This window comes from Halomonas citrativorans (assembly GCF_014898005.1).
Taxonomy (GTDB): Bacteria; Pseudomonadota; Gammaproteobacteria; order Pseudomonadales; family Halomonadaceae; genus Vreelandella; species Vreelandella citrativorans.
The window spans coordinates 16,271-41,908 of sequence record NZ_JABUYX010000010.1; the positions used below are offsets into that span (position 1 = coordinate 16,271).

Annotated in this window: 28 protein-coding genes; 18 read left to right on the plus strand and 10 right to left on the minus strand. The window is 53.2% G+C overall.

The genetic code is table 11. The annotated features are described in order from the left end of the window. Positions 1-9: 9 nt before the first annotated feature. The gene (locus tag INT20_RS10965; protein ID WP_193055133.1) at positions 10-480 is read right to left on the minus strand and encodes a flavodoxin family protein; all 471 of its coding nucleotides are present in this window, start codon (positions 478-480) and stop codon (positions 10-12) included. Positions 481-713: 233 nt separating this feature from the next. Here INT20_RS10965 and INT20_RS10970 point away from each other — a divergent pair, with 233 nt between their 5' ends. The 12 genes from INT20_RS10970 to INT20_RS11025 all read left to right on the plus strand — a co-directional run bounded on the left by INT20_RS10970 (position 714) and on the right by INT20_RS11025 (position 9,972). After that, complete coding sequence (locus INT20_RS10970; protein WP_172118329.1) at positions 714-929, plus strand: hypervirulence associated TUDOR domain-containing protein; 216 nt, start codon at positions 714-716, stop codon at positions 927-929. Between the two features lie 60 nt (positions 930-989). Continuing rightward, complete coding sequence (locus INT20_RS10975; protein ID WP_193055132.1) at positions 990-1,361, plus strand: thiol-disulfide oxidoreductase DCC family protein; 372 nt, start codon at positions 990-992, stop codon at positions 1,359-1,361. Between the two features lie 40 nt (positions 1,362-1,401). Then, complete coding sequence (locus tag INT20_RS10980) at positions 1,402-1,938, plus strand: hypothetical protein (RefSeq protein WP_193055131.1); 537 nt, start codon at positions 1,402-1,404, stop codon at positions 1,936-1,938. Positions 1,939-2,004: 66 nt separating this feature from the next. Then, a complete protein-coding gene (locus INT20_RS10985; RefSeq protein WP_193055130.1) occupies positions 2,005-2,481 on the plus strand; it encodes a YbhB/YbcL family Raf kinase inhibitor-like protein in 477 nt (158 codons plus the stop codon). 77 nt (positions 2,482-2,558) lie between these two features. Then, positions 2,559-2,900: a zinc ribbon domain-containing protein YjdM gene (locus tag INT20_RS10990; protein WP_193055129.1), complete on the plus strand. Its 342-nt coding sequence runs from the start codon at positions 2,559-2,561 to the stop codon at positions 2,898-2,900. 253 nt (positions 2,901-3,153) lie between these two features. Next, the gene (locus INT20_RS10995) at positions 3,154-3,618 is read left to right on the plus strand and encodes an SUF system Fe-S cluster assembly regulator (protein WP_193055128.1); all 465 of its coding nucleotides are present in this window, start codon (positions 3,154-3,156) and stop codon (positions 3,616-3,618) included. Positions 3,619-3,730: 112 nt separating this feature from the next. Beyond that, complete coding sequence (sufB, locus tag INT20_RS11000; protein WP_172118324.1) at positions 3,731-5,173, plus strand: Fe-S cluster assembly protein SufB; 1,443 nt, start codon at positions 3,731-3,733, stop codon at positions 5,171-5,173. A 79-nt stretch (positions 5,174-5,252) separates the two neighbouring features. Further along, a complete protein-coding gene (sufC, locus tag INT20_RS11005; RefSeq protein WP_087111631.1) occupies positions 5,253-6,002 on the plus strand; it encodes a Fe-S cluster assembly ATPase SufC in 750 nt (249 codons plus the stop codon). Continuing rightward, positions 5,999-7,342, plus strand: coding sequence for a Fe-S cluster assembly protein SufD (gene sufD / locus INT20_RS11010; RefSeq protein WP_172118322.1), 1,344 nt, complete (start codon positions 5,999-6,001; stop codon positions 7,340-7,342). The genes sufC and sufD overlap by 4 nt, the downstream gene beginning before the upstream one ends. 27 nt (positions 7,343-7,369) lie before the next feature. Then, positions 7,370-8,635, plus strand: a complete 1,266-nt coding sequence (locus tag INT20_RS11015) for a cysteine desulfurase (RefSeq protein ID WP_193055126.1) — start codon at positions 7,370-7,372, stop codon at positions 8,633-8,635. 26 nt (positions 8,636-8,661) lie between these two features. Continuing rightward, on the plus strand, positions 8,662-9,231 hold the full coding sequence (gene sufT, locus INT20_RS11020; RefSeq protein WP_193055148.1) for a putative Fe-S cluster assembly protein SufT: 570 nt from the start codon (positions 8,662-8,664) through the stop codon (positions 9,229-9,231). 18 nt (positions 9,232-9,249) lie between these two features. Further along, a complete protein-coding gene (locus INT20_RS11025; protein ID WP_193055125.1) occupies positions 9,250-9,972 on the plus strand; it encodes a SanA/YdcF family protein in 723 nt (240 codons plus the stop codon). A gap of 3 nt (positions 9,973-9,975) precedes the next feature. Here INT20_RS11025 and INT20_RS11030 read toward each other — a convergent pair whose 3' ends face one another. The 4 genes from INT20_RS11030 to INT20_RS11045 form a co-directional block, all read right to left on the minus strand. After that, positions 9,976-10,422 (minus strand): hypothetical protein, encoded by a 447-nt coding sequence (locus INT20_RS11030; RefSeq protein ID WP_172118319.1) that lies wholly within the window; start codon positions 10,420-10,422, stop codon positions 9,976-9,978. 88 nt (positions 10,423-10,510) lie between these two features. Continuing rightward, complete coding sequence (gene rimK / locus INT20_RS11035; protein WP_087111618.1) at positions 10,511-11,419, minus strand: 30S ribosomal protein S6--L-glutamate ligase; 909 nt, start codon at positions 11,417-11,419, stop codon at positions 10,511-10,513. Positions 11,420-11,459: 40 nt separating this feature from the next. Further along, positions 11,460-11,900 (minus strand): ATP-dependent zinc protease family protein, encoded by a 441-nt coding sequence (locus tag INT20_RS11040; protein WP_172118318.1) that lies wholly within the window; start codon positions 11,898-11,900, stop codon positions 11,460-11,462. Positions 11,901-11,937: 37 nt separating this feature from the next. After that, positions 11,938-12,972, minus strand: a complete 1,035-nt coding sequence (locus tag INT20_RS11045; RefSeq protein WP_193055124.1) for a DUF3549 family protein — start codon at positions 12,970-12,972, stop codon at positions 11,938-11,940. Between the two features lie 286 nt (positions 12,973-13,258). Here INT20_RS11045 and INT20_RS11050 point away from each other — a divergent pair, with 286 nt between their 5' ends. Next, complete coding sequence (locus INT20_RS11050; RefSeq protein ID WP_172118353.1) at positions 13,259-13,591, plus strand: YqcC family protein; 333 nt, start codon at positions 13,259-13,261, stop codon at positions 13,589-13,591. 168 nt (positions 13,592-13,759) lie between these two features. On the opposite strand, the gene putP is transcribed toward INT20_RS11050, so the two are convergent. The 5 genes from putP to INT20_RS11075 form a co-directional block, all read right to left on the minus strand. Then, on the minus strand, positions 13,760-15,250 hold the full coding sequence (gene putP / locus INT20_RS11055) for a sodium/proline symporter PutP (protein WP_193055123.1): 1,491 nt from the start codon (positions 15,248-15,250) through the stop codon (positions 13,760-13,762). Positions 15,251-15,559: 309 nt separating this feature from the next. Further along, entirely contained in the window at positions 15,560-18,751 is a 3,192-nt protein-coding gene (gene putA, locus INT20_RS11060; protein WP_193055122.1) for a bifunctional proline dehydrogenase/L-glutamate gamma-semialdehyde dehydrogenase PutA, read from the minus strand. A gap of 149 nt (positions 18,752-18,900) precedes the next feature. Then, positions 18,901-19,734, minus strand: coding sequence for an AraC family transcriptional regulator (locus INT20_RS11065; protein ID WP_193055121.1), 834 nt, complete (start codon positions 19,732-19,734; stop codon positions 18,901-18,903). A 31-nt stretch (positions 19,735-19,765) separates the two neighbouring features. Then, positions 19,766-20,125 (minus strand): hypothetical protein, encoded by a 360-nt coding sequence (locus INT20_RS11070; protein WP_172118313.1) that lies wholly within the window; start codon positions 20,123-20,125, stop codon positions 19,766-19,768. Positions 20,126-20,366: 241 nt separating this feature from the next. Further along, positions 20,367-20,774, minus strand: a complete 408-nt coding sequence (locus tag INT20_RS11075; protein ID WP_172118312.1) for a CBS domain-containing protein — start codon at positions 20,772-20,774, stop codon at positions 20,367-20,369. 218 nt (positions 20,775-20,992) lie between these two features. Between INT20_RS11075 and INT20_RS11080 the strand changes: the two genes are divergently transcribed. The 5 genes from INT20_RS11080 to INT20_RS11100 all read left to right on the plus strand — a co-directional run bounded on the left by INT20_RS11080 (position 20,993) and on the right by INT20_RS11100 (position 25,628). Beyond that, a complete protein-coding gene (locus tag INT20_RS11080) occupies positions 20,993-21,577 on the plus strand; it encodes a YqaE/Pmp3 family membrane protein (protein ID WP_193055120.1) in 585 nt (194 codons plus the stop codon). Positions 21,578-21,666: 89 nt separating this feature from the next. Further along, positions 21,667-22,536 (plus strand): carboxylate/amino acid/amine transporter, encoded by an 870-nt coding sequence (locus INT20_RS11085; RefSeq protein WP_193055119.1) that lies wholly within the window; start codon positions 21,667-21,669, stop codon positions 22,534-22,536. A gap of 85 nt (positions 22,537-22,621) precedes the next feature. Beyond that, complete coding sequence (locus INT20_RS11090) at positions 22,622-23,554, plus strand: NAD(+) kinase (RefSeq protein ID WP_172118309.1); 933 nt, start codon at positions 22,622-22,624, stop codon at positions 23,552-23,554. 2 nt (positions 23,555-23,556) lie between these two features. Next, positions 23,557-24,543 (plus strand): metallophosphoesterase, encoded by a 987-nt coding sequence (locus INT20_RS11095; protein ID WP_193055118.1) that lies wholly within the window; start codon positions 23,557-23,559, stop codon positions 24,541-24,543. 233 nt (positions 24,544-24,776) lie between these two features. Next, positions 24,777-25,628 (plus strand): rhomboid family intramembrane serine protease, encoded by an 852-nt coding sequence (locus INT20_RS11100; protein ID WP_172118307.1) that lies wholly within the window; start codon positions 24,777-24,779, stop codon positions 25,626-25,628. Positions 25,629-25,638 lie beyond the last annotated feature (10 nt).

Sequence of the window (25,638 nt, forward strand, 5' to 3'; positions counted from 1 at the left end):
TTTTTCGCCTTAAATAATCCCAGCCTCTAGGCTGGCAGCCACAGATAGCCCCAGCTCTTCGCATTGCTCGATAAAATCTGCCTGGAAGTCGCCCCGGCAAATAAGCGGCTCTTGTATCAGTCTCCAGCGCAGCCCGGTGGTAATGCTCTCAATTCCACGCTGGGTGCCGGTGCCATCGTGACCCGCCCGAACGTAAAACGCGAACGGTAAGCCCTCGGTTTTATCAAGGCAGGCGTAGTAGCATCGATCAAATACGTCCTTCACTAATCCTGCCATATAGCCCAGATTTTCAGTGGTACCGAGAATAATCGCATCGGCTGAAAGAATATCGTCCGGTTGTGTTTCAAGCGGGGTGAGCGATGTTACCACCACCTTTTCTACGTCAGGATGGGACGCGCCGTGTACCACAGCCTTCAGCATCTTTTGTGTGTTCTCGGAAGGTGCGTGCGCAATGATCAGCAGTTTTTTGCATTCCGCCATGGCTGCCTCTTGTCTGATGAAGTAATGACACGCAAAGGCAAACAGCCATTCTTTAAAGTGGCGCGTCTACCGGATGCTAGGGTAGCAACCTGGCTCTTATGTGTCGTCACAGGTGAATACTTAGCGCTATGAGTGAGTACATCTACACTTAAGGTTCAGTGAACCAAGTTCTGATAGGGATGGGGAATGATAGGGGTGGAGAACATAGAGGTAGAAAACAATAGGAGTGAAGAATGGCTAAGCGCTTCAAGGTGGGCGATCACGTAAAATGGAACTCAGAGGCTGGCTATGTAAGCGGACATATCACTCGCGTACATACGCAGGATACGACCTACAAAGGTCATCACCGTTATGCCAGTGAGGAGGAGCCGCAGTATGAAATCAAAAGCGACAAAACCGATCATGTTGCGATGCATAAAGACGCCGCGCTTACTCTGATGGATCACTAGCGTTGCGTCGTGCCGCCGACGTGCCACACTTAACCCCTCAATGTCCGCTCCGAGTATTATATGCCCACTGACAACACAATTAAGGTCTACTACGATGCGGTTTGTCCCCGCTGCCGCAAAGACAGGCAGCGTTATGAGCGTTGGGCAGGCGAGGGGGCAAGCGATATTCGTTGGTGTGATGTCAGTGAGCACCGGCATACACTGCAAGAGAAGGGTATAGAACCTGACACTGCGTTAAAGTCGCTGCATGTTGAGCGGGCTGATGGGGATATAGTAGAAGGCATTGATGCCTATCGCCTGTTAATGACTCGGGTTGTCTTTTTACGCCCGGTTGCGTGGTTGATCGGTCTGCCGGTGATTAAACCAGGGTTAAGGAAGCTCTATGATGGCTGGGTAAAACGACGCTTAAAGCAGCAGGGTCGCTGGTCTTAAAAATGATGGTGGTAATTTGCATGGGGAGCCCATAGGAAACATGAAAATAAAGCAAAACATGTTATGTGTCCTGCTACTTGGGAGTGTGCTATTGGCAGGGTGTGCAGGCAAGCAACACAGGACGACATCGACCGCACCTCAAACGAATGATGAGCCTGTTCAGGCAGCACCCGTTGCAAGTTCCAGCAGTGTATCGGCGACTGACTGGGTGCCGCCGCTGTACATGAGCCCTGAAGAAGAGGCTGCTTACTATGTGAGCCGGCTTTCTGATCGCCGCTTCGTTTCCTATTACGGCGACCAAGATAACCGCCGCACCTTTTATATTGCCGCTGAGCGGTTAGGTGATATTGGCTTACCCGCAGTGCCACTTTTGTATGCGCGCTTGAATACCCAGGATGAGTACGAACAAATGCTGGTGCTTTACGCGCTTCAACTGGCAACACAAGATCCGCTGTTAACGTCTAAAACCGGTGGGAATTATGTGCAGCTACCCTCCGTGCTAAGCCCCGAGAGCAACGCAGAAAATGTGGTAATTGCGCAGCAGTGGTGGCAACGCAACGCGAGTTATCTGAATTAACGTTGATGCCTTGGATATTTACTACCACTCTGTAGACATAGTGATTGGCTAACCAGGGAGAAACTTATGGCATTTGCTTTGTCATCAATGGAAGTCACCAGCACCGCTTTTGAGCAGCATCAGGCGATTCCTGCCCGCTATACCGGGGAAGGCGATGATATATCACCTCCTCTTGAGTGGCATAACGTACCTGAAGGTACAAAAGGGTTTGCGGTTATTTGCCACGACCCCGATGCGCCGCTGGTAAAAGATGGCCGCTACGGGTTTGTTCACTGGACCCTTTATAACCTGCCCGGCGATATTGCCGGGCTGGATGAAAACACTCAGCTGGGCACTTGTGGCAATAACGACTTCGACAAGCAGGGCTACGGCGGTCCTATGCCCCCAGAAGGGCATGGTAAGCACCTTTACTACTTTTTAGTGCTTGCTTTGGATCAGCCAATGGATCTGCCAAACGGTCTAAGTATCGCGGCGCTATTTGAGAAGGTAGAGCCGCACGTATTGGGAATTGACCGGCTTGTAGGCACCTACCAGCGGGACTAATGCCTCCTTGGACTGGAGCATTTTGCCTAACCGGTGTAGGCTCCATCGCTTTGCTGGTTTTTGTGATGGAGCCATTGATGAACGAATTACCTAATTGTCCTGCCTGCGCCTCAACGTTTACTTACGATGACGGCTTGCAGTACGTCTGCCCGGAATGTGGTAATGAGTGGTCGAAAACGGCGGATGCCGATGCCCCTGACGATACTCCCAGCGTACGCGATGCGAACGGCAATCCCCTTTTTGACGGCGATAGTGTGACCGTCATTAAAGATTTAAAGGTCAAAGGCAGCTCGTTGGTTGTTAAGGTCGGCACGAAGGTCAAGAGTATTCGTATTGTTGAAGGTGATCATGATATCGACTGTAAAGTTGATGGCATTGGCCCCATGAAGCTTAAATCTGAATTCGTTAAAAAAGCCTGATGGTCAGTTAATCAGGTGCTGAGCCATAACAAGCCTATCCCTGGTGGATGGGCTTTTTTGTGGGATAGCCAATAAAATTCTTAAATGATAATGATTGTTGTTTTTGATGGTAACGGTGGCGAACGTGCCAGAACTTGACGCAATTTGCCAAGAATTGGGCAATAGGGCTTCACATCGATTTTATACAGGACTAAAATGGTACCCAATTAACACGCAAGCCAGCCTGATGATTTGCTGGCTAACGGGAGTCGCTATGCTCAAGCTTTCTCGGCTGACAGATTACGCCGCTGTTGTGATGGCACAAATTGCGCGTTACCCAGAGGCATCGCATACGGCTGCAGACTTGGCGGAAGATGTACAGCTACCGCACCCAACGGTAAGCAAGACGCTTAAGATGTTGGTCCGAGCGGGGCTTTTAGCGTCACAGCGAGGGGCGCAAGGCGGTTATCGGCTTGCCAGACCCGCGTCACAAATTACCGCAGCGGATATTATTGCGGCGATTGAAGGCCCTGTCGCGATGACCGAATGTAGTCATGCCCAAGGAGAGTGCGAGTTGGTCGCAACGTGTGGTGTGGCCGACAATTGGCAGCGTGTATCGCTCGCGATTCGTACCCTGCTTGAAAGCGTAACGTTAGCCCATTTGGCGGCATCATCGCCTCTCAAGCTACCCGTACAATTACCAATTCAAAGTATCAATCTATCGACGGTATCTGCATAGCTCTGGATATACAGGGTTCTGAACATACGCAAATCCCGATAAGCGTTGATACGCATTTATTTATAATTGACGGCGAGCGGTGCTCGCCACCAACTGCCCGGAGGGTAACACCATGGCAACCGAAGAAATGGAACAGTTGGTTCGTCGCGAATACAAAGATGGCTTTGTAACCGATATTGAAAGCGACACGCTTCCACCTGGTCTAGACGAAAATACCATCGCGTTTATCTCCAAGAAGAAGGGCGAGCCGGAGTGGATGCTTGAATGGCGTCTTGACGCTTACCGCCAGTGGTTGGCCATGAAAGAGCCTTCCTGGGCGCATCTTGATTATCCGCCTATCGACTACCAGGCGATTTCCTACTTCAGTGCGCCCAAGCGCCCTGAAGATGGCCCGCAAAGCCTCGACGAAGTAGACCCCAAGCTGCTGGAAACCTACGAAAAGCTAGGTATTCCACTACACGAGCGGGCGGCGCTTGCCGGCGTTGCAGTCGATGCGGTATTCGATTCAGTATCCGTAACGACGACCTTTAAAAAGGAACTGGCTGAAGCCGGTGTTATCTTCTGCTCCATTTCTGAGGCAATCCGCGATTATCCCGAGCTGATCAAGCAGTATTTAGGTACCGTCGTGCCGGTGGCCGATAACTACTTTGCCGCGCTTAACTCAGCCGTGTTTACCGACGGCTCGTTCGTATTTGTTCCTGAAGGCGTTACCTGCCCAATGGAGCTATCGACGTACTTCCGTATCAATGCGGCCAATACCGGCCAGTTTGAGCGTACGCTGATTATTTGTGAAAACCGTGCTCAGGTCTCTTATCTGGAAGGTTGCACCGCGCCGATGCGCGATGAGAACCAACTGCACGCGGCTGTAGTTGAGCTTGTCGCATTGGATGATGCCTACATCAAATACTCTACCGTCCAGAACTGGTACCCCGGTGATGAGAACGGCAAGGGCGGCATCTATAACTTCGTGACCAAACGTGGCGACTGCCGTGGCGCGCGTTCACGCATTAGCTGGACCCAAGTTGAAACCGGCTCGGCCATTACCTGGAAATATCCTTCCTGCGTGCTGCGCGGTAAAGACAGCATTGGTGAGTTCTACTCCGTTGCCGTTACTAACGGGCGCCAGCAGGCCGATACCGGTACCAAGATGATTCACATTGGTGAAGGCACGCGTTCCTATATCGTGGCCAAAGGTATTTCGGCAGGTAAGAGCGACCAGTCCTATCGCGGCCTGGTGAAAATTGGCCCGCGTGCCAAAGGCGCGCGTAACTTCACGCAGTGTGATTCGCTGCTGATTGGCGACAAGTGTGGCGCTCACACCTTCCCGTATCAGGAAATCGGTAACAGCACGGCAACGATTGAGCATGAAGCCACCACCTCAAAAATTGGTGAAGATCAGCTGTTCTACTGCCGGAGCCGGGGTATTTCCGAGGAAGATGCGGTCAGTATGATTGTTAACGGTTTCTGTAAAGATGTTTTCCAGGAGCTACCGATGGAGTTCGCGGTAGAGGCTGAAGCGCTCTTGAACGTGACATTGGAAGGCGCGGTAGGCTAATCGTTTAGCCGGATTGCCGTACACATTACTTTGATACGCGTCGCGCCAGCGACTCGCCAGAATTAGAAGGTTTATGACTATGTTGCAAGTAACTGATTTACACGTCACCGTTGAAGACAAGCAGATCCTTAAAGGGCTTACCTTGACCATCAACGCCGGTGAAGTACACGCCATCATGGGGCCTAACGGCGCGGGTAAATCAACCCTGTCAGCGGTGATTGCAGGTAAAGATGGCTATGAAGTCACCCAGGGCAGCATCACCTTTGAAGGTAAAGACGTACTTGAGATGGAAATTGAAGAGCGCGCCCAGGCAGGCCTGCTGTTGGGTTTCCAGTACCCGGTTGAGATTCCGGGGGTAAAGAATATTTACCTGTTGAAGTCAGCGCTGAACGCCCAGCGCAAGGCGCGCGGTGAAGAAGATATGCCAGCGCCTGAGTTTATGAAGCTGGTAAAAGAGAAGCTTGGCTCTATGAAAATGGATGCCAGCTTCCTGCAGCGCGCGGTTAACGAAGGCTTCTCTGGCGGCGAGAAAAAGCGCAACGAAATTCTCCAAATGCTGGTGCTTCAGCCTAAACTCGCCATGCTGGATGAGATCGACTCCGGCCTTGATATCGACGCCATGAAAGTGGTCGCCGACGGTGTTAACAGCCTGCGTGCCAAAGAGCGCGCGATTCTGTTGGTAACCCACTATCAGCGCCTGCTTGACTATATCGTTCCTGATAAAGTCCACGTCCTGGTTGACGGCCGTATTGTTAAAACCGGTGATGCCGAGCTTGCCAAAGAGCTAGAGGCTAACGGATACGAAGGTATTGAGGAGTCTGTGGCATGAGCGATACGCAAACCTTTCTGGACACGCTAAAAGCGCGTAGCCAGCAGCGCGAAACGGAGCCGTCGTGGATTGCTGCGCGTCGCCAAGCGGGCGCTGCTCGCTTTGAAGCGCTGGGCTTTCCCACGCGCCGTGATGAAGAGTGGAAATATACCGATGTTCGCACCATCGCTCAGGGTAACTTTACACTGGCCGATAATGGCGACTACTCACCCGCTCAGGCAGCAGCGTTAACGCTACCTGTCGCGGCTTATCGGTTAACGTTTGTTGATGGTGTTTACGCCCCGGCGCTGTCGGATATCGACGCACTGCCCCAGAGCGTTCATGTTATGCCACTGTCAAAAGCGCTTGCTGAAAATCACGAAGCGGTGGGTGGCCCACTTGGCCGCTTAACAGGCGTGGATTTCTCTCCCTTCGCAGCTTTGAATACCGCGTTTATGGAAGAGGGCGCTGTGGTGCGTATCGCGCCGGGTACGGTGGTCGATAAGCCTATCGTGCTGCAGTTTCTCTCCAAGGCGAGCAGTGCGCCGGTGATGAGCCATCCACGTATTCTGGTTGAGGCGGGTGGTCGCAGTGAAGCCACGTTGATTGAGCACTATTGTGGCGATCAGGACGCAGCCAACTTCACCAACATTGTGGGCGAATTTATGTTGGACCGTGGCGCTATCCTGAACCACTACAAGCTTCAGGAAGCACCGCTTAACGACATGCATATTGCCAGCATGCATGTTGAACAGGGGCGCGATAGCCGTTACACCTCGTATAACCTGAATCTGGGTGGTGCGCTGGTGCGTAACGACCTGATCAGTGACCTTAATGGTCAGGGGGCCGAAACCAACTTCTTTGGCCTGTTCTTCGGTCAGGGGCGTCAACATGTGGACAACCACACCAAGGTCAATCATAACGCGCCCTTGACGTTCTCCAATGAGAACTACAAAGGCATCCTGGATGACCGTGCGCATGGCGTGTTTAACGGCAAGGTGTACGTTAAGCGCGATAGCCAGAAGATTGAAGGCTTTCAGAGCAACCAGAACCTGCTGCTGTCTGACCGCGCCCAGATTGATGCCAAGCCTGAGCTGGAAATTTATGCCGACGATGTGAAGTGCTCTCACGGCACCACGACCGGTCAGCTGGATGAAGAGGCTATTTACGCGCTGCGTACGCGTGGTATCGATGAGGCGACGGCGCGGGGGCTGTTGACCCTGGCCTTTGCCGGTGAAGTGCTGGATAAAGTGACGCTGGATGAAGTCGCTGAGCGCGTAGAGCTTGCGGTTGCCGGTAAATTGCCGGAACGCTTTAACCTGGCTGGCCTGGTAGAAACGGCCGTCGCGCTCAACGACTAAGCGCTACGGCCTACTAAGGAGTGATGAATGTCGTCTACGGTACTTGAGAAAGCGACAGCGAATGGCCAGGCACCTTTTGACGTTCTGGCACTACGCAATGACTTCCCGATCCTTCGTCGGGAAGTGCATGGTAAGCCGCTGGTCTATTTGGATAACGCTGCTACCAGCCAGACGCCTCAGCAGGTAATAGACGTGTTTAGCGATTACTACTCGCGCTATAACGCGAATATTCACCGTGGCCTGCATACGCTGGCCGATGAGGCGACTGTGGCGTATGAAAACACACGCCAGCGTGTTAAAGCGTTTCTCAATGCTGAAGAGGCGCGCCAGATTATCTTCACGCGTGGCACGTCGGAAGCCATTAATCTGGTGGCTCAATCATGGGGTCGTACCCACCTGGCAGCAGGTGATGAAGTATTGATCTCACTGCTTGAGCATCACTCCAATATTGTACCGTGGCAGCTGTTGGCGGCTGAGCGTGGTTTTACCATTAAAGTGATTCCGGTGGATGAAACGGGGGCACTGGATATGGCGGCTTACCGTGCGCTGTTAAGCGAGCGCACTAAATTGGTCGCCGTGAACCATGTGTCTAACGCACTGGGAACCATTAATCCGGTAAAAGAGATGGCGGCACTTGCCCACCAGCATGGTGCGGTCATTCTGATTGATGGCGCGCAGGCGGTACCTCATCAGGAAGTGGATGTACAAGCGATTGATGCCGATTTTTACGCCTTCTCTGGCCACAAGGTTTACGGGCCAACAGGTGTCGGCGTGCTTTACGGTAAGCAGGCACTGCTTGAATCCATGCCGCCCTGGCAAGGCGGTGGCGAGATGATCAAGACGGTCTCCTTTGACGCTGGCACTACCTTTGCGGATATTCCGCATAAGTTTGAGGCGGGCACACCCGCCATTGCTGAAGTCATTGCCTTGGGCCGCGCACTTGAGTGGGTCGAAGGTGTTGGCGTCGCGGCGATTGGAGAGTGGGAAGGGGTGTTGCTTGAACATGCCACTCAAGGCGTAAAGCGCATTGATGGATTGCGGATTGTGGGAACCGCGCCGCACAAAGCCGGGGTGCTATCGTTTGTTGTTGACGGTGCACACTCCCAGGATATTGGTCTGTTGATCGATCAGTTAGGCGTCGCCATACGTACCGGTAATCACTGTGCGCAGCCGCTGCTTCAACACTTTGGCGTGGATGCTACGTGCCGAGCATCGTTTGCGGCGTATAATACCCTCGAAGAAGTGGAGGTGTTTATTGCCGCTCTCAATCGCGTTATTGGTATGGTGCGTTAAGGCAATCTATGAGTAACGAGAAAGCTATGGACATCGAGCAAATCGCGAGCCTTGAGCGGGGCCAGAAATTGCCACTTCAGCGTGACGTGGAAGCTATTGCGATTCCTTTTGGGAAAACGGATATCCTGGCGGAAGATAGCGTTGTTAGCGTGATGCAAGCCAAGGGCAGCTCGGTCAGTGTTGGCTTTGAAGGGCGCCTCTATCTCATAGAGGGGCGCAATTTAGATGCCTTGGGGCTTGAGGCGTTACCGCGCCCGACCCTGCACGAAAATGCCAGCGAGGAAGAAGTAGAGCAGTTTGTATGGGACCAGCTACGGACCTGCTTTGATCCGGAAATCCCGGTTAATATCGTGGATCTCGGGCTGGTGTATGGGTGCCGTATTGAGCGGCTGATTACGGGCGAACAGGTCGTGACGATCCGCATGACGCTGACAGCTCCTGGCTGTGGGATGGGGGATGTCATTGCGGCAGATGCACGTAATAAAATTCTCGGAGCGCCCCAGATTAGCAAGGTCCATACCGAGATTGTGTTCAGCCCCTCCTGGAACCGTGACATGATGAGCGACGAGGCGAAACTTGAGCTTGGCATGTTCTAAGCGCCTCAGGATCGCCGGATGCACAGCGTCTTGCTAAGGTGGATCAAACGCCTGCTAATGTCGCTAGGAGCGTTATTGCTGCTGGCGGCATTGCTATTTGTAGGCGGTAATTTATGGGTAGTAGGTAGCACGGCACGCTACATCGAAAGCCAAGTGCTTGAGTGTCGCCCTGCGGATGTAGGGATTGTATTTGGCACCTCCCACTGGACTCGCAGTGGTCTACGTAACCCGCATTTTCATGCCCGCATGCGTACGTCAGCCCTGCTTGCCAATGAGCAGCGCGTGTCTCATTTGTTGCTGTCGGGGGATAATCGTACCCAAGCGTATAACGAGCCGCGTGCCATGTGGCGTGATTTGCATCGACGAGGCGTACCTGCCGAGCAGCTCACCATGGATTTTGCGGGGTTTAGTACCTACGATACGCTGGCGCGAGCCCGCGACGTTTTTCAGCTTGAACAGGCGCTTTTGGTGACCCAAAGCTGGCATTTGCCGCGCGCGATATTTATTGGTCGCGCACTTGGGTTGGATGTAACGGGATGCGTTGCAGAAGAGAACCCTGCAGCCGATGAGTGGCGTTTGAGAGCGCGCGAATGGTTGGCGCGAGTTGCGACGCTGGGCGATATCTATATATGGAATCGGCAGCCTTACTTTCTGGGCCCACCCGAACCCATTGAGCTTCAAAACGTCGTGCCATTCACTGCGCCGACGCTTGATAGGCTGGAACCAGAACAAGTTTTATAGAGCTTAGCGCTTTGCTTTACGTTTTTGCAGCGTATAAAGCTCGCGAATAAGCTTACGGCACCCCTGCATGCACTCATCCACCACCGGCTCAATGGGGTCGGGTAGGGGATGGGTAAACAGGGTAGATAGTGCCTGCATCAAAACTCGCTCTTGCTCTAACAGCTCGTTGATTAATACCTGGCTATCGTTGCCCACAAAGCTTTTTAGACGGCTCCATAGCCATAAAAAATCATCGCGTTCAACGTCAGCATCTCGCGGCAGCATCTTTAAATGTGCCCGTGCAAGTTCCTGGAGAGAGCGCATCTGCTTTAAGCGCGCTGTATAGTGCGGCTTCAGCGCATCACGCAGCGAGGGGCGCAGGCGTTCGATATTGTCCTGGAAATAATCAATGCTGTCGGCCAGCGCTTCTAACACGCTGTCCATCGCCACTTGGCGATTGTCGAGAAACATGAGCGTCTACCTCCTTCGGTGACGCAGATTGTGGGGGGGGCAGCAAATATTTGCCACCCCTCATACGGATTATTTTTGGTTTTTTCCCTTAACCTTTAGGCTTGGGCGGCGCTTTACGATTTGGAGAGGCATTTTTTTCAATATGTTCAATGATCAAGCCTGCAATATCCTTACCGGTTGAGTTCTCGATACCCTGAAGGCCTGGTGAGGAATTGACTTCCATAATGACTGGCCCGTGGTTAGAGCGTAAAAGATCGACCCCCGCAACGCGTAGGCCCATGGCTTTGGCTGCCCGAATGGCCGTTGAGCGCTCTTCCGGCGTAATCCGAATAACACTGGCCGTGCCGCCCCGGTGTAAATTAGAACGGAACTCGCCTTCTGCTGCCTGGCGCTTCATGGAAGCGACGACTTTATCACCAATAACAAAGCAGCGTATATCCGCGCCGCGAGCTTCCTTGATGTACTCCTGAACCATGATGTTGGCCTTCATGCCCATGAACGCTTGAATCACCGATTCAGCGGCCTGGTTGGTTTCCGCCAATACAACGCCGATGCCTTGCGTGCCTTCCAGCAGTTTGATGACCAGTGGGGCGCCTTTAACCATGGTAATCAGGTCCGGAATATCATCCGGCGAATGGGCAAAGCCGGTAATCGGCAGCCCAAGTCCCTTGCGCGAAAGCAACTGGAGCGAGCGCAGCTTGTCACGGGAACGAGTAATGGCAACGGAGTCATTAATAACGTAGGTGCCCATCATTTCAAACTGACGCAGTACCGCACAGCCATAGAACGTTACTGAGGCGCCAATGCGCGGAATGACAGCATCGAACGGCTCAATTTCCTGCCCCTTGTAGTGAATAGAAGGGTGGTGAGATGCAATACTCATGTAGCAGCGCAACGTATCAACAACACGGGCCGAGTGCCCACGCTGCTCAGCAGCCTCGATGAGGCGACGTGTCGAGTACAAATTGCGATTACGTGACAGTAGTGCGATATGCATTCAGGACTCCGGGCCAAATAAAGGGCTAATCGTCATTAATTTAAGGCTCGCCATGTAAAAATGCAGCGCCCGGGGCCACTAGCAGGCGGCGCATGGCGCGGCGCCCTAATAGCATGGCGTGACGCATATTGCTGCGATCTGTCAATGTCAATTCAACAGGAAAGCTCATCTGGCCCATTTCCATCATCGTACGAACAACATATCGCCATTCGCTATGCCCATTTGAGCTGATCACCCGGCGTCTATCATGCAGATGCATTTTTAGGCGATGAGCGGGCGTTTCTGGCCCACCGCTATGGGTGATAAAGCTAATCCATAGCTGCCCATGCTCATCTTCATGTGTTTCAATTTCCTCGGCATGTAGTGCTGATGTACGTGCCCCGGTATCTGCCTTACAGCATAGGTGAAGCCCCAGCTCAGGCAACGTCACCATCTCGCGGCGGCCAATAACCGCTTTAGCCTGGTAGGGTAGTTCCTTCACGGCTGACTCCTTGAAATTTGTTAATAGCGCTGCCCATTTAACGGCTAGCCGCTGATGTCATGGCCGCCATACGACGCTGTATGGCCGAGCCGTTAGGGGCATCTCGTAACGCTACCATTATTGGTAGCCGTAAACGCGGTATTAAAGCAAGGTCGCGCACGACCGCAGAAAAGTTGGTCCGTTCATCCTCCGCCAAGCGGCTCAGGAAAAGCGGTAAACGATGCGCGTCTTCCAGTAAGAGCCAACCGCGGCCAGCCATCGCAGCCAGTACATCGGGTCCACACGCATGAGCGTCTTCCAGCAAGCTTGTATACCAGTCGCCTACGCTTGGTTGGCACGTGCTACCCACCGCACGAATACAGGCGCAGAGCGTTTCAACATCGCCTTCACTCGCCGCTTTTTCACCTATCTCACGCAGCGCCAATACGACCGACGCCGCTAGAGGCTGATGCTCTAAACAGTAGCAGAGTGAGTGCACAACGCTAGTGGGTAGGGTGGCGAGCCGGGGGGCCAGGGTGTTGGCCTGGGAATCATCCATGCGTGCCGTGAAATCGGCGATTCCTTGAAGCCCCAGTGCTTGCCAATCAATGGTTTGCTGGCCGGTCAGGTAGGCTTCAACAGGCTCGAAATGTTGGCTGGCGGGCAGTCCACGCTCTTGCGTTGCTAAGGCGTTGAGCACTGCCTGGAAGGTTACGTTAGGCGTAAAGGCGAGCGGATTATCCGTCATTAAATGATCCACGTCTTTAGCGTTTTGGCCTACGTATGCAACATTTTTCCCCAGGGTTTCCATCAGGCGATTTAAAAATCCATCGCGCTGAGCAGGGGAGAGCAGCCCCTGCTCGTCAAGAGGAAGCGCTAAAAACCATATCGCCGGTTCGGGCATGTCGCCTAGCCGAAATATGGCCGCGAAGCGTGCCTGACCTTGCCAGGGCTCGGGCCAGGCACATTGGCCACGCTCAAAGCGACTCAGTGTGTCACGCGAGCAGGCACTCACGCGTCGGCCCATATAATAGAGCGAAACCTCGGCGCCACTACGTGTAAAAAAATCATCAATGGTCTGAATCGGTTGCATGATGTCCTTCCGCTTTGCAAGCCTGCACTCTACCTTGACCGCTGCACAGTGTCAGCCGTAACGGTCGATAAATTGGTGCTTTTTTATACGGATGATCAAAAAATGAACAACTTCCCGTAAGCCTCTTGAGAGTAGCGTTAGCGAGACCTTTCCATAGTTTATCCACAGCCTCTTGCAGGTTTTCTGTGAATCGGTGAATAACCTGAGTTGGCGGGGGATAAAGTGGTAACTCGTGGGCAGAGTTGGGATAATGGGCATTAACCAAACTGATTTGACCAAGGTGTATATGAGCGTCCATCAACAGCTTCAAACCGCGCTTCTTGAGCTTGAAGCCGCCATGAAGGCCGCCAATTTATGGCGCGTCCCCACGCCGGATGTAACGGCGTTCGCAAGCCAGGAACCCTTCTGTATTGATACGATGTCGCTGCCCCAATGGGTGCGTTTTGTATTCGTGGCACGGCTGAATGCGCTCGCCGAAGCGAAAGCGCCAATGCCTGCGAAATGCGAGGTAGCCCCGGCAATGGCCGCCTATCTTATTCAGGAAAAAGTACGCCCCAGCGACCAATGGCTGGTCGTGCGTGCTTTTGAGAAAGTCGACCAGCTGGTTACCGAGAATTAATCGATAGTACGGCGCCTTGTATGTGTTGCGTCAGAATCCTTTGGTGACGCATCCAAAAGCGATGACCGACGGTGGTGACCGGTTAGTTGCGCGTTTGTTAGCACCGTTGTGCAATACGAAAAGGCCACCTCGCGGTGGCCTTGGTAACGCTCTATTGATCTACTGCGGTTAGGACTCAATACGCTGATATTCACCGGCATCAGCGGTCATGCTGCTTACCACCATAATGGCGATGAAAGAAGCGATGAAGCCAGGAATGATTTCATAGATGCCGGGGCCACCCATAAACTCGCCGTTCCAACCCAGGGCGATCCAGATAATAACGGTGAGAGCACCTACCACCATGCCTGCAATGGCACCCGCGCCGTTGGTGCGTGGCCACATGAGTGACAGAATGATTAACGGACCGAAAGCGGCACCAAAACCTGCCCACGCGTTACTCACCAGGCCGAGTACCTGTGACTCTGGATCAGAGGCGATAATGGCGGCTATCAGGCCTACCAGCACGACACAAATCCGGCCAACGGTAACGGTCTGCTTTTCCGAGGCTTGTTTGTTCAGGAACAGGCGGTAGATATCCTCTGTCAGTGATGAAGATGCCACCAGAAGCTGGCTGGAAATGGTACTCATCACTGCCGCTAGAAGGGCTGCAAAAAGGAAGCCGGTCACCAGCGGATGGAATAAAAGCTCTGCCAGGATAATAAAGATAGTTTCGGGATCCTGAATTTCCAGGCCATTACGAATAGCGTAAGCCCGGCCAAAAATACCGAGCGAGATGGCGCCAATCAGGGAAATAGCCATCCAACCCATACCAATATTACGGGCGGTAGGCACATCTTTCAGATGCCGGATAGCCATAAAGCGCACGATAATATGCGGCTGACCGAAATAACCCAGCCCCCAGGTCACCGCCGAGAGCCAGCCAATAAAGGTCAAGCCCTCTGTCCACGACAGTAGCGTTGGATCGACTTCATTAAGGGTCTGGGTTGCTTGGCTGAAGCCCCCACCGCCTTCGCCGAACAGCACCACTGCAGGCATGATAATTAGCGCCAGCATCATAATGCAGCCTTGTACAAAGTCCGTCAGGCTCACGGCCAAAAAGCCGCCCACCACGGTATAGACAAGTACCACGCCCAGCGTGATGATGATGCCGGTTGCATAATCGCTTAGGCCACCAACATTCACCAAGCCAGAAAATGCACTTTCAAACAGCTTACCGCCAGCCACCAGACCTGACGCGGTGTAGACCGCGAAAAAGATGACGATGACAATCGCCGAGACCGTTTTCAGTGACATTGCCCGGGTCGGGAATCGGTTAGCCAAAAAGGCCGGGATGGTGATTGCATTGCCATAGTGAACGGTCTGTTCACGCAGGCGGGGTGCAACCAGAAGCCAGTTGAAGAAGGCCCCGACGAACAGGCCGATGCCGATCCAGGCAGAGCCCAGGCCCGATACAAACATCGCGCCAGGTAAACCCAGCAGCAGCCAGCCACTCATGTCTGAGGCACCCGCTGAAAGAGCGGCTACTTTAGGACTTAAGGTACGACCGCCTAGCACGTAATCTTCAGAGGTGGATGTCGATGTGCGCATCGCATAAAGCCCGATGCCGATCATCAGCGCAAAGTAAGCAAAAAGGCTGATCCAAACGCCAATAGCCATGAAATTCTCCCGTTTATCAAGTCGGATAGCACCGACCGGTGAGTGCGCTTACCGAGCCATGCTTGGTAATAGCACAGACTTATTGTTGTTAACCCTATTTCTTGTTAACCCAGCCTCTTGTTCACGCTGTGACCTGCAAACATTTGGCGAAGGTACCGTCAAAAAGAGGCTTCAAGCGTTTATTTGCCATATTCCCTGTGCCTAATGCCCCCCTTCTGTGGAGGGGGCATGTAAAGGCCGTTACGCTTTTATTTTCAACCATGAGAGATCCTTTTTGAGGAGTTCAGGTTTTCCATTTAGATGAGCTATTTACTCATCGCCTAGCGCCAGCAAGGACGCATTCCCGCCTAAAGCGGCCGTATTGTTAGTAATCGTCTTTTCAGTGATAAAACGCTGCAGGTAATTCGGCCCGCCTGCTTTAGGGCCTGTACCTGAAAGCCCTTGTCCACCAAAGGGTTGAACGCCTACTACGGCCCCAATGATATTACGATTAATGTACACATTGCCCGCACGAATTTTCTGTGCAATGCCCGCAGCAAAGGATTCATTACGGCTATGGACACCAAACGTTAGCCCGTAACCCCGGCTATTGATATCGCTGATCACCTGGTCAAGCTCGCTGGCCTTATAGCGCACAATGTGCAGTACAGGGCCGAATTGTTCGCGGGTTAACGCATTGATACTGTCGATAGTAAAGGCCACGGGGGCCACGAAGGTACCGTTTTCGGTGTGCTCGGCTGACATGGGCGTTTCGGCGACCAGGCGATCTTCCCCTTTAAGTTTTTCGATATGCTCAAGCAGGCCCTTGCGCGCCTCCTCGTCGATCACCGGGCCAACATCAGTACCCAAATCGCGCGGATCACCGATACGCAGCTCGTTCATTGCGCCTTTTAAAATCGTGATGACGCGGTCGGCAACGTCGTCTTGCAGGTAAAGAACTCGCAATGCCGAGCAGCGTTGACCAGCGCTTTGGAACGCAGACTGGATAACATCCACCACGACCTGCTCGGGAAGCGCGGTAGAGTCGACGATCATGGCGTTCATGCCGCCGGTTTCAGCAATCAGCGTGGGCAGCGGCGCATTTTCACGCGCAGCCAAGGCACGGTTGATGATCTGCGCCGTGTCGGTGCCGCCGGTAAATACCACGCCAGTAATGCGTGGGTCAGAGGTCAGCACGCTGCCCACGGTCGGGCCATCGCCTGGCAGCAACTGAACCACATCGCGTGGCAAGCCCGCTTCATAAAGCAGCTCGATCACCCGGTGGGCGACAATTGACGTTTGCTCGGCAGGCTTGGCCAGCACGGTATTGCCCGCAACCGCCGCCGCAACAATCTGCCCGCAGAAAATCGCCACCGGGAAGTTCCACGGACTGATCGCGGCAAACACGCCTTTACCGCCCATGATTAGCTGGTTGGATTCACCGGTCGGACCAGGCAGCTCAATCGGCTCGCCGAAGGAGTCTTCCGCGCGCATGGCGTAATAGCGGCAGAAATCGACGGCTTCTTTGATCTCGTCCACACCGTCCGTTAAGAGCTTGCCGCCTTCGCGTGAGCAAAGGGTCATAAGCTCCGGCATGTGCTCTTCCATTAGGTCAGCCAAACGGCGCAGCACGGCAGCACGTTCGGTAACCGGCGTGGTTTCCCAGCGCGGGAAGGCATTCCAGGCAGCGTCAAGCGCCTTGGTGGCCTGTTCTTTGGTTGTCCACTGAACGCTGCCTACGCTTTGACGGCGATCAAAGGGGCAGGTCACGTTGTGGGTATTGGCAGCATCGTCCGCCACATCGAACGCCAGCAGCGGTTTGACCGGGTACTGCTTATCCATAAAGACGGCCATCTTATCCATTAACGGATAGAAGTGGCTGCGGATATTCAGGTTGACGCCTCGCGAGTTGCGCCGCTTGGGCCCATAAATATCCTTGGGTAGTGGAATCTGCGTATTGGCTAAGGATGACTGCTTACGCAGAGCCTCTATGGGGTGCTGGCAAAGCCATTCCACCGGTACTTCGGGGTCGACCAATTGGTGAACAAACGACGAATTCGCGCCGTTTTCCAGCAAGCGGCGAACCAGATAGGGGAGCAGGTCTTTGTGCGCGCCAACTGGCGCGTAGATGCGGCAGTACGTACCTTGGGGAGCGCGCTTCAGGGCGGCTTCATAAAGGGCTTCGCCCATGCCGTGCAAACGCTGGAACTCAAACGGACGACTATCGTGATTGGCTAATTCAAGAATAGTCGTAACCGTATGCGCGTTATGGGTCGCAAACTGGGGGAAAATGCGCCCGAGGGTGTCGTTTGACAGCAGGAACTGAGCACAGGCCAGGTAGGCAACATCCGTACACGCCTTGCGGGTATAGACGGGATAGCCGTCGACACCTAACTGCTGAGACTCCTTGATTTCGCTATCCCAGTAAGCACCTTTCACCAAACGCAGCGGAATTTCATCACCTTGCTCATCCGCTAAGCGGTTAATGTAGTGCAGGACCGGCAGGGCGCGCTTGGAGTACGCCTGCACGACCAGTCCAAAGTGTCCCCAGCCTTTAACCGCATCGCTTGAGTAAACGTCGCGGAAAACTTCCAACGAAAGCTCCAGACGGTCAACTTCTTCGGCATCAATGGTGACCGCCACATCCAGCTCGCGAGCTTTGGATACCAGCTTGATAACTGTATCAACCAGCTCTGCCAGCACCTGTTCGCGGCGACCAAACTCATAGCGGGGATGCAGCGCTGAGAGTTTGATCGATACCGAAGGCTTGGGCGTTTTATCACTTAAGTGCTGGGACGTTTTACCCACCTGCTCTATGGCGCGGGCGTAGTCGTCAAAGTAGCGTTTGGCATCATCGTGGGTGCGTGCGGCTTCACCCAGCATGTCGTAGGAGTAGGTGTAACCTTTATTGAATAGCGGCTTGGAGCGTTTTAATGCTTCGTTAATATCACGGCCCAATACGAACTGCTTGCCCATGATTTTCATCGCTTCAACCATCGCGCGACGAATCACAGGCTCACCCATACGATTAACCATGCGGTTAATAAACGTCGCAGGCTGGCCATCTTTAGGGTGGTCAAGCTTCAGGACACGGCCGGTCATTAACAGGCCCCATGTGGAGGCGTTCACCATCCACGACTCACTTTTGCCGGCATAAGATTGCCAGTCAGCGGGGCCAAGCTTATCTTCAATCAGCGCATCAGCGGTGGCTTTGTCGGGAATACGCAGCATCGCTTCAGCCAGACACATCAGCATTAGCCCTTCGTGGGTATCCAGGCTGTACTGCTGTAGGAGCTCATCAATGGTATCTACCGCCGTGTCCATTGCACGAACATCGTGGATGAGCTCTGCGGTATTGGCTTCAATGCGGGAAAAATCGTCGCGATCCGTATCCAGCCACGTGATTAATTCGCTGACGTAGGTTTCTTCGTCCACAAGGTAGTGGTCGCTCACCTGAGCCATCAGCGTATCAAGGTCCGTTTGCCAAGTGGCAGAGTCACGCATGTTTTTAGCGTTGAGCATTGAGGCCCCCGTAAATTTACATAAAACGAGTAGGTGGTAGGGCATTTCGCCCAAGCTGCGCTCGAATGTAGAGTGGTCTGTGTTTCCGTGTATGTCGTTTTCTCGGTAAAACGTGTCAATTTCGCGGCAAGCAGGGTTACTTTGCGACCTTAGTAGTGTGTGCTTGATGCTGCCAGTGGTTTTTTGAGCATAGTGGAGGATGCTGTCGTTAGCGAAACCGGTGCCTCTTGGCGTAGAGCACGGGGCGATATGCCGTAGCTGCGCCGAAACGCATGAGAGAGTGCGCTCTGGTTGGAAAATCCTGTTTGAATGGCAATGTCGGTTAACGGCAACCGACTTTGCAAAATCAGCTGCCGAGCCGCGTGAAGTCGTCGGCGCTTAACGTATTGCCAGGGCGAAAGTCCTGTCTGATTACGGAAGCACTCTGAAAAGTGGGCTTCACTGAGGCAGGCAAGCCTGGCCAAGTCAGCAACCCGCAGCTCATCGGCCAAGTGGCGGTTAATAAAGCGGTCGATAAGAGAGACATCAATTCTGCGCAGAGAAGCCGATGGGGTATGCCCAAGGCGCGCTTTGAGCGAGCCCAGTAGCGTGGCGGCCAAGCGGTCTTGCTGAAACGAGACAGGAGAGGTATCAAACCCTTGGGCAAGCTCGCTTTCCATAAACGCCAGGTAGTGGCGTAAAGGGTTATCTAACGCAAAAAAACGTGGGACATCAAACAGGGCGACCAACTCGCGGTGTTCACCTGTCAGGGCGGGCGCATTTTCTGGCAGATCAATAATCAACTGCCGGTTATGCCCATGGCCTGAGTAGTAGTGCTCGTGATTGGCAGGCACGATACAGCCTGAGAACGCATTTACACGTCCGCCGAGCCCCTCAATTTCAAACTCCGAGGAACCACACAACGTAATCACAATTTGGTGAAAGTCATGTGCGTGATGATGGGTTGCGCTCGCCAGCGGTATTTTGCGAATAGTACTGGGCATCAGGTTGTCTCCTCGGCGCTTTCAACCGCATCTACGTTTGACGCAAGGCGGTATGAGCCGCCAGATGATCTCGTAATACTTGTAGCTCCGCTTGCCCTTCCTGATTTAATAGCGGTTTGCCTTGGGCGATTTGCCAGCGTCGCCCATGCAGCTCCATTAAACGCGACGCTCTGCGTCGAATGCCGTCCAGATAGTCATTATGACGTATTGGATAGCCGATAATCGTATCCCACTCGGCTTCGCTCACTTGGCTATCCAGGGCCTTGTCAAACAGTGCCAGCAAATCCTTTGGCTCGGTACGGTAGCGCGGCGTACCTACCGTCATCAGGGCTAATAAAACAGCACCTATCACCAGCAGGCAGACGCCGAGTACCAGTAGGTACAGTGCCATGCATCCACTCCTGTGCTCTTTCATGAATTGAATGCTTAAGTATACGCGCGACCTCTTAAAGACAAAAATTTTAAACGATGGCGAACTTTTTCGGCGCAAGGTGTCTGAAGTAGTACGACAACGTAGCGATAGCAGTCGCTAATAGTGTTGTCCTAGCTATTGTTTCTCGATCCCTTGCTTCCGCTGCCTTTTGGGCAGCGGTTTTTTTATGCGCCACTGTTTTTTCCTACGCACATCGTTATCAATGGCGGCGAATGGTTAGCAAGGCCATAAGAATATCGCGCCGGGTCACGATGCCGACGAGTCGCTGTTGTTCAACCACCGGGTAAACCTTGGGTTTGTCTCCGAGCATTTCCTGGGCAAGGTCTGTGATGCTTTTGTTAGGTGTGGTGGTAAGCACCTCTTCGCGCATCAGCTCACCCACCAGTGGCGACTCATGGTCATGGTATAAGCAGTCAAGCACACGGCCTAGCACATCTTTCTCAGAAATATAGCCGATTAATCGATCTGCCATATCGACTACCGGCACACCAGGCAGGCGATGAAGTGCCAGCCCCTGTGACAGCGTGGTAATTGAGGTAGATGGCGAAACGCGGTAACAATCCTTGGACATGATATCGCGGACAATATGCGGGCTTGGGTGTTTCATCTTGGCACTCCTTACGCACACTTTCATTTACCTTACTTGTGTGTGCAGCATTTGGCGAAGGCATCGTGGCTAAGTGCAACGTTTATGATGTTATTCGATAATAGGGTGAGTAACGTCTTAAACGTATTTACTCACTGTAGATGATTTAGGCGTAGTTGATGTAGGTGGACGCCACGCCTATTCAACGCTTTGCTGAACGTGACTCAAAGGAGCTTTACATGGATGCACGCGAATACCTGAACCGCAAAGGCGTCGGTGTCGAGCGGGAATCTGACCGCCCCAATACCCTTGAGGAAAAATCCTGGGAGCGAGCCCGCGGGGCAGGGGAGCAGCGGCCCAAGTCGGGTACCCCTCATGATTGGGAGGATTGGGAGCGCTATCACGACGAGCTAGCGAAAGATGCCAGCGAGCTAGAGCAAAAAATTGATAAGCAGGCACATCGAAAAGAGACACTTGAGGCAACGCCTGCCGAGCAGGCGCACGTGGCGGTAGAGCACTTTACGCCTCCTAAACCATCGTCGGCGCCCCATCCGCATGTCGCCAACCCCGATGCGCAAGTTGTAAGGCCTGACATCACGCTTAGCGAGCCTCACTCAAGTGCTGATCAACCTTCGGCCAGGCGTGCGGATAGCGAGCCAGGCGCACTCAAGGCAGCCTATCTCGCCCTAGCTGTTTTGCTCCCGCCGTTAGCACTGGGGCTCACCGGCGCGGGAGGCACGCGCCTGCTTATTGGCATTGTGTTAACGCTGCTGGGTTGGCTGCCTGGGGTTATCTATGCACTTGTGTGGCTCCAGCGTCGTTAACTTATTTCTTGGTTGTTGGTTTACCTGTTGGCAGGCCCTAAGAAATCCGTATAATTTGCGTAAACTATTTCTAAGAAACGAGGTTTACGGTGGGCTATCTAATTAGCGTGACAGCGCTTTGGGCGTTTTCCTTTTCTTTAATCGGGGTTTATCTAGCGGGGCAGGTCGATAGTTATTTCGCGGTGCTTGTGCGGGTAACCCTGGCGATGCTGGTTTTTTTACCCTTTTTGCGCCCCAGTCTGCTACGCGGCAAACAGCGTATTACGCTGATGGCGCTTGGCGCCATTCAACTTGGGGTGATGTACACCTTTCTTTATCAGTCGTTTCTACTGCTTTCAGTGCCAGAAGTGCTGCTCTTCACCATCTTTACGCCGGTGTATATCGCTTTACTGGATGATTTGATGTTTGGCCGTTTCACGCCTATCTACTTACTTACCGCACTATTGGCCGTTGTGGGGGCTGCTGTCATTCGTTATGACGGGATCGACAGTGGCTTCTGGCTCGGTTTTTTTGTGGTCCAGGGGGCCAATCTCTGCTTTGCGCTAGGCCAGGTCGGGTATCGCCGCTTGGCCGCAGACTTGCCGGCTGACCTTGCGTGGCATAACGTTTTTGGATGGTTTTTCATTGGCGCCATGGTCGTTGCACTACCGGCTTATTTATTGTTCGGCAATAGTGCGGCGTTACCCAGCACACCGCTGCAGTGGGGAGTGCTTGCCTGGCTTGGTCTGGCCGCCTCTGGTGTGGGGTATTTTGCTTGGAACCAAGGTGCTACCCGCGTCGATGCCGGTACTTTGGCGATCATGAATAATGCACTCATCCCGGCCGGGTTATTGGTTAATCTTGTCATCTGGAGCCGTGAGGCCGATATCGTTCGACTACTGCTGGGCGCACTGATCATGGCGGCCTCGCTCTGGTTGAATCACTGGTTACTCCAGCGACGTAAGGTAGCGGCAGCCTAAGAGTTTCTCTTGATTTGGTTAGGCGTATTTGCCCGATACTCCCGGTATCCCCATAATGTCAGGCTGATGCTAGCGAGAGCCGCCCATGCCTAACACGTCACCACCCACTTCAGCGCCGCTAACTGGCCAAGGAAGCTCACGGCCCTTTAAAACGATTGGCTTAATTGGGCGCTTGGGCAGCGAGAAAGTCATCGACTCGTTGCAGCGGCTCATTAGCTACCTGGTCGAGCATGATTACAGCGTTTTGATTGAAGACCGTACGGCAACGGCGCTTCCCCAACACGGGCAGCCGGAAGCCAGCCGCCGGATGCTGGGCGAGCTTTGCGACCTTGTTATTGTGATCGGCGGGGACGGTAGCCTGTTAGGCGCCGCCCGCACATTGTGCCGCAGCGGGACACTGATGTTAGGCGTTAACCGTGGCCGCTTAGGGTTTCTTACCGATATCTCGCCTGACGAGCTGGAAAGCCGAGTGGGCGAAGTATTGGCGGGCGAATTTGAAATTGAGCAGCGCTTTTTGCTGGAAGCGGTGCTTTATCGTAACGGCGTTGCGGTCGGCAATGGTGATGCATTGAATGAAGTCGTCGTGCATCCGGGTAAAGCCGTCCGCATGATTGAATTTGAACTGTTTATTGATGGTCAGTTTGTTTACAGCCAGCGCAGCGATGGCTTGATTATCGCAACGCCTACCGGCTCTACCGCGTATGCACTTTCCGGCGGAGGCCCCATCATGCATCCCAAGCTTGATGTCGTGACGCTGGTGCCCATGTTTCCGCATACGCTTTCCAGCCGACCGATTGTGATTGATGCCGCCAGTGAGATTCGAATTCATATTGGTGAAACCAACCAGACCTACCCGCACATTAGCTGCGATGGACAAACCCGGGCGGTTGCTAAGCCGGATGATGTACTGGTGATAAAGCGCAAAGCCGAACGTGTGCAGCTTGTGCACCCTATCGGACATAACTTCTATGATGTGCTGCGCAGTAAATTGGGTTGGAGCCACCGGTTAGGGGATTAAGCATGACAGGCTACGACCTGATTGGTGATGTTCACGGCTGCGGTGCCACGCTAGTCACCTTGTTAGAAATGCTGGGTTACCGCGAACAGCGTGGCGTTTATCGCCATCCGCAGCGTAAAGTTATCTTTTTGGGTGACCTGATTGACCGTGGCCCACGTATTCGCCTCGCCGTCACCGTTGCGCGACGCATGGTCGAGGAGGGCGAAGCCTATATTGTGATGGGCAATCACGAACATAATGCACTTGCCTATATGCACCCGGCGCCACCCGGTAGCCATAAGCGTTGGCTGCGTGAGCATACGCCGCGCCATAATCGCATCATGGAAGACACGTTGGCGCAGTATCAGGATTACACCAATGAGTGGGATGACACGCTCGCCTGGTTTAAAACACTGCCGCTTTTTTTAGAAATCGACGGTATTCGCGTGGTACATGCCTGTTGGGACGATAGGTTGATCGAGCAGTTAAAACAGCGCCTGCCTGATGGCCGTATGGATACGCGATTTTTGATCGAATCTACTGATCCTGGCACGCAAGCCTATCGCATCATTGACCGATTAACCCGTGGGGCCAACATTCCCTTGCCTGGCGGTATCGCGATTCATTCAGGCGATGGCTATACACGGCAAAGCTTTCGAGCGCATTTTTGGGCCGCTAATCCAACTCGTTGGGGTGATGTGGTTTTTCAACCCGATCACTTGCCTGGCGACCTGGAAACACGCCTATTAACCGAAAACGAGCGCCAGCGTTTGAGTTACTATGGGCCGGAGCAGCCGCCTCTGTTTATCGGCCATTACTGGTGTGAAGGTATTCCTGCGTTACCTGCTCCCAATATTGCGTGTTTGGATTATAGTGCTGTCAAGTATGGCCGTTTGGTCGCCTATCGATGGGACGGCGAAACACCGCTGAATGCAGATAATTTCGTTTGGGTAGAAGTGATTAAAGAAGAGCGTTCCCAAGCCAATTTATATGGAAACGATTTTTATTAACCTACGTTGTCTTAATATACAAGGCTTTACATTTTTTTTATAAAACTGCTGAACTAACTGTGCGGTCGGCCATCAGAGTAGGTGTTCCCTTGAATGATCCCTTGCTTTATCCGGCGGCCCCCTCCGCCGGTTTTTTTTGGCCATGATTTTTTGCTTATGGTATTTGTCTTCATGCAGCAATAGTCGATGAAGGGGTTGGTTTTCAAAGGCGAGGGCCTCAATAGGGAGAGTTTATGCACCCCGTAATGCACTTACCAAGTGATGCTGATACGCAGGAACTGCGTAAAGCACTTTGGCACTATCGAATTGGGCATCGCATTACAGAAGAAGCCGAGGGCCCTCTGCTTTGGATAGCCGACCCACGTCAGCACGCAGAGCTTAAAAGCCTGGTAGCGCGCTGGGAGCGTGGCGAAGCACTTATTGTTGATCAGCCCGCCAATCGCCGCTACGCATCCGGCAATATACTAACCACCTTGCGCCATGTTCCTGTTACCGCTATCGCGATGGCTATTAGTCTTGTGATATTTGCGTTAACGGGAGTGTTGGGTGATAGCGTCGTGATGGCGTTAACCATCGTACCGATAGAAATTTCGGGCAATCAGTTTGTATATCGCAGCTTAACCGATGGGCTAATAAACGGGCAGGTATGGCGGCTGCTTTCACCGGCATTCCTGCACTTTGGCTGGATGCACTTGATCTTCAACCTTATGTGGTTATGGTACTTTGGGCGCCAGGTGGAGGTGCTACAAGGCAGCCGTACCATGCTGCTTCTGCTTTTAGTTGCGGGTATCGGCGCTAATCTTGCGCAATATTTTACCGGAACCGTGCTGTTTGGCGGTATGTCGGGCGTGGTTTATGCCCTGCTAGGGCATGTTTGGGTGATGTCGCGACGTGCGCCACAACGTGGTTTTTTCGTTCCTCAAATGCTGGTTGTGTTCATGTTGGGGTGGATGGTGTTCACCATGACCGATATGGCCAGTTGGGTAGGTTTTGGCAATGTCGCTAACGAAGCACATTTAGGTGGGCTCCTCGTCGGGCTTATTACTGGCGTGTATTATTCGTCTCGCCGTTTGAAAACAGATTAAGAGATCCGTA

Coding starts and splice junctions, on each gene's coding strand:
- INT20_RS10965 (WP_193055133.1), bottom strand. CDS start 480: ATGGCGGAATGCAAAAAACTGCTGATCATTGCGCACGCACCTTCCGAG.
- sufB (WP_172118324.1), top strand. CDS start 3,731: ATGGCAACCGAAGAAATGGAACAGTTGGTTCGTCGCGAATACAAAGAT.
- INT20_RS10970 (WP_172118329.1), top strand. CDS start 714: ATGGCTAAGCGCTTCAAGGTGGGCGATCACGTAAAATGGAACTCAGAG.
- sufT (WP_193055148.1), top strand. CDS start 8,662: ATGGACATCGAGCAAATCGCGAGCCTTGAGCGGGGCCAGAAATTGCCA.
- INT20_RS11080 (WP_193055120.1), top strand. CDS start 20,993: ATGGATGCACGCGAATACCTGAACCGCAAAGGCGTCGGTGTCGAGCGG.
- INT20_RS11050 (WP_172118353.1), top strand. CDS start 13,259: ATGAGCGTCCATCAACAGCTTCAAACCGCGCTTCTTGAGCTTGAAGCC.
- INT20_RS10975 (WP_193055132.1), top strand. CDS start 990: ATGCCCACTGACAACACAATTAAGGTCTACTACGATGCGGTTTGTCCC.
- INT20_RS11075 (WP_172118312.1), bottom strand. CDS start 20,774: ATGAAACACCCAAGCCCGCATATTGTCCGCGATATCATGTCCAAGGAT.
- INT20_RS11045 (WP_193055124.1), bottom strand. CDS start 12,972: ATGCAACCGATTCAGACCATTGATGATTTTTTTACACGTAGTGGCGCC.
- INT20_RS10990 (WP_193055129.1), top strand. CDS start 2,559: ATGAACGAATTACCTAATTGTCCTGCCTGCGCCTCAACGTTTACTTAC.
- INT20_RS11025 (WP_193055125.1), top strand. CDS start 9,250: ATGCACAGCGTCTTGCTAAGGTGGATCAAACGCCTGCTAATGTCGCTA.
- INT20_RS11065 (WP_193055121.1), bottom strand. CDS start 19,734: ATGCCCAGTACTATTCGCAAAATACCGCTGGCGAGCGCAACCCATCAT.
- putA (WP_193055122.1), bottom strand. CDS start 18,751: ATGCTCAACGCTAAAAACATGCGTGACTCTGCCACTTGGCAAACGGAC.
- sufC (WP_087111631.1), top strand. CDS start 5,253: ATGTTGCAAGTAACTGATTTACACGTCACCGTTGAAGACAAGCAGATC.
- INT20_RS11090 (WP_172118309.1), top strand. CDS start 22,622: ATGCCTAACACGTCACCACCCACTTCAGCGCCGCTAACTGGCCAAGGA.
- INT20_RS11095 (WP_193055118.1), top strand. CDS start 23,557: ATGACAGGCTACGACCTGATTGGTGATGTTCACGGCTGCGGTGCCACG.
- rimK (WP_087111618.1), bottom strand. CDS start 11,419: ATGCATATCGCACTACTGTCACGTAATCGCAATTTGTACTCGACACGT.
- INT20_RS11100 (WP_172118307.1), top strand. CDS start 24,777: ATGCACCCCGTAATGCACTTACCAAGTGATGCTGATACGCAGGAACTG.
- INT20_RS11030 (WP_172118319.1), bottom strand. CDS start 10,422: ATGTTTCTCGACAATCGCCAAGTGGCGATGGACAGCGTGTTAGAAGCG.
- sufD (WP_172118322.1), top strand. CDS start 5,999: ATGAGCGATACGCAAACCTTTCTGGACACGCTAAAAGCGCGTAGCCAG.
- INT20_RS10980 (WP_193055131.1), top strand. CDS start 1,402: ATGAAAATAAAGCAAAACATGTTATGTGTCCTGCTACTTGGGAGTGTG.
- INT20_RS10985 (WP_193055130.1), top strand. CDS start 2,005: ATGGCATTTGCTTTGTCATCAATGGAAGTCACCAGCACCGCTTTTGAG.
- INT20_RS10995 (WP_193055128.1), top strand. CDS start 3,154: ATGCTCAAGCTTTCTCGGCTGACAGATTACGCCGCTGTTGTGATGGCA.
- INT20_RS11015 (WP_193055126.1), top strand. CDS start 7,370: ATGTCGTCTACGGTACTTGAGAAAGCGACAGCGAATGGCCAGGCACCT.
- INT20_RS11070 (WP_172118313.1), bottom strand. CDS start 20,125: ATGGCACTGTACCTACTGGTACTCGGCGTCTGCCTGCTGGTGATAGGT.
- putP (WP_193055123.1), bottom strand. CDS start 15,250: ATGGCTATTGGCGTTTGGATCAGCCTTTTTGCTTACTTTGCGCTGATG.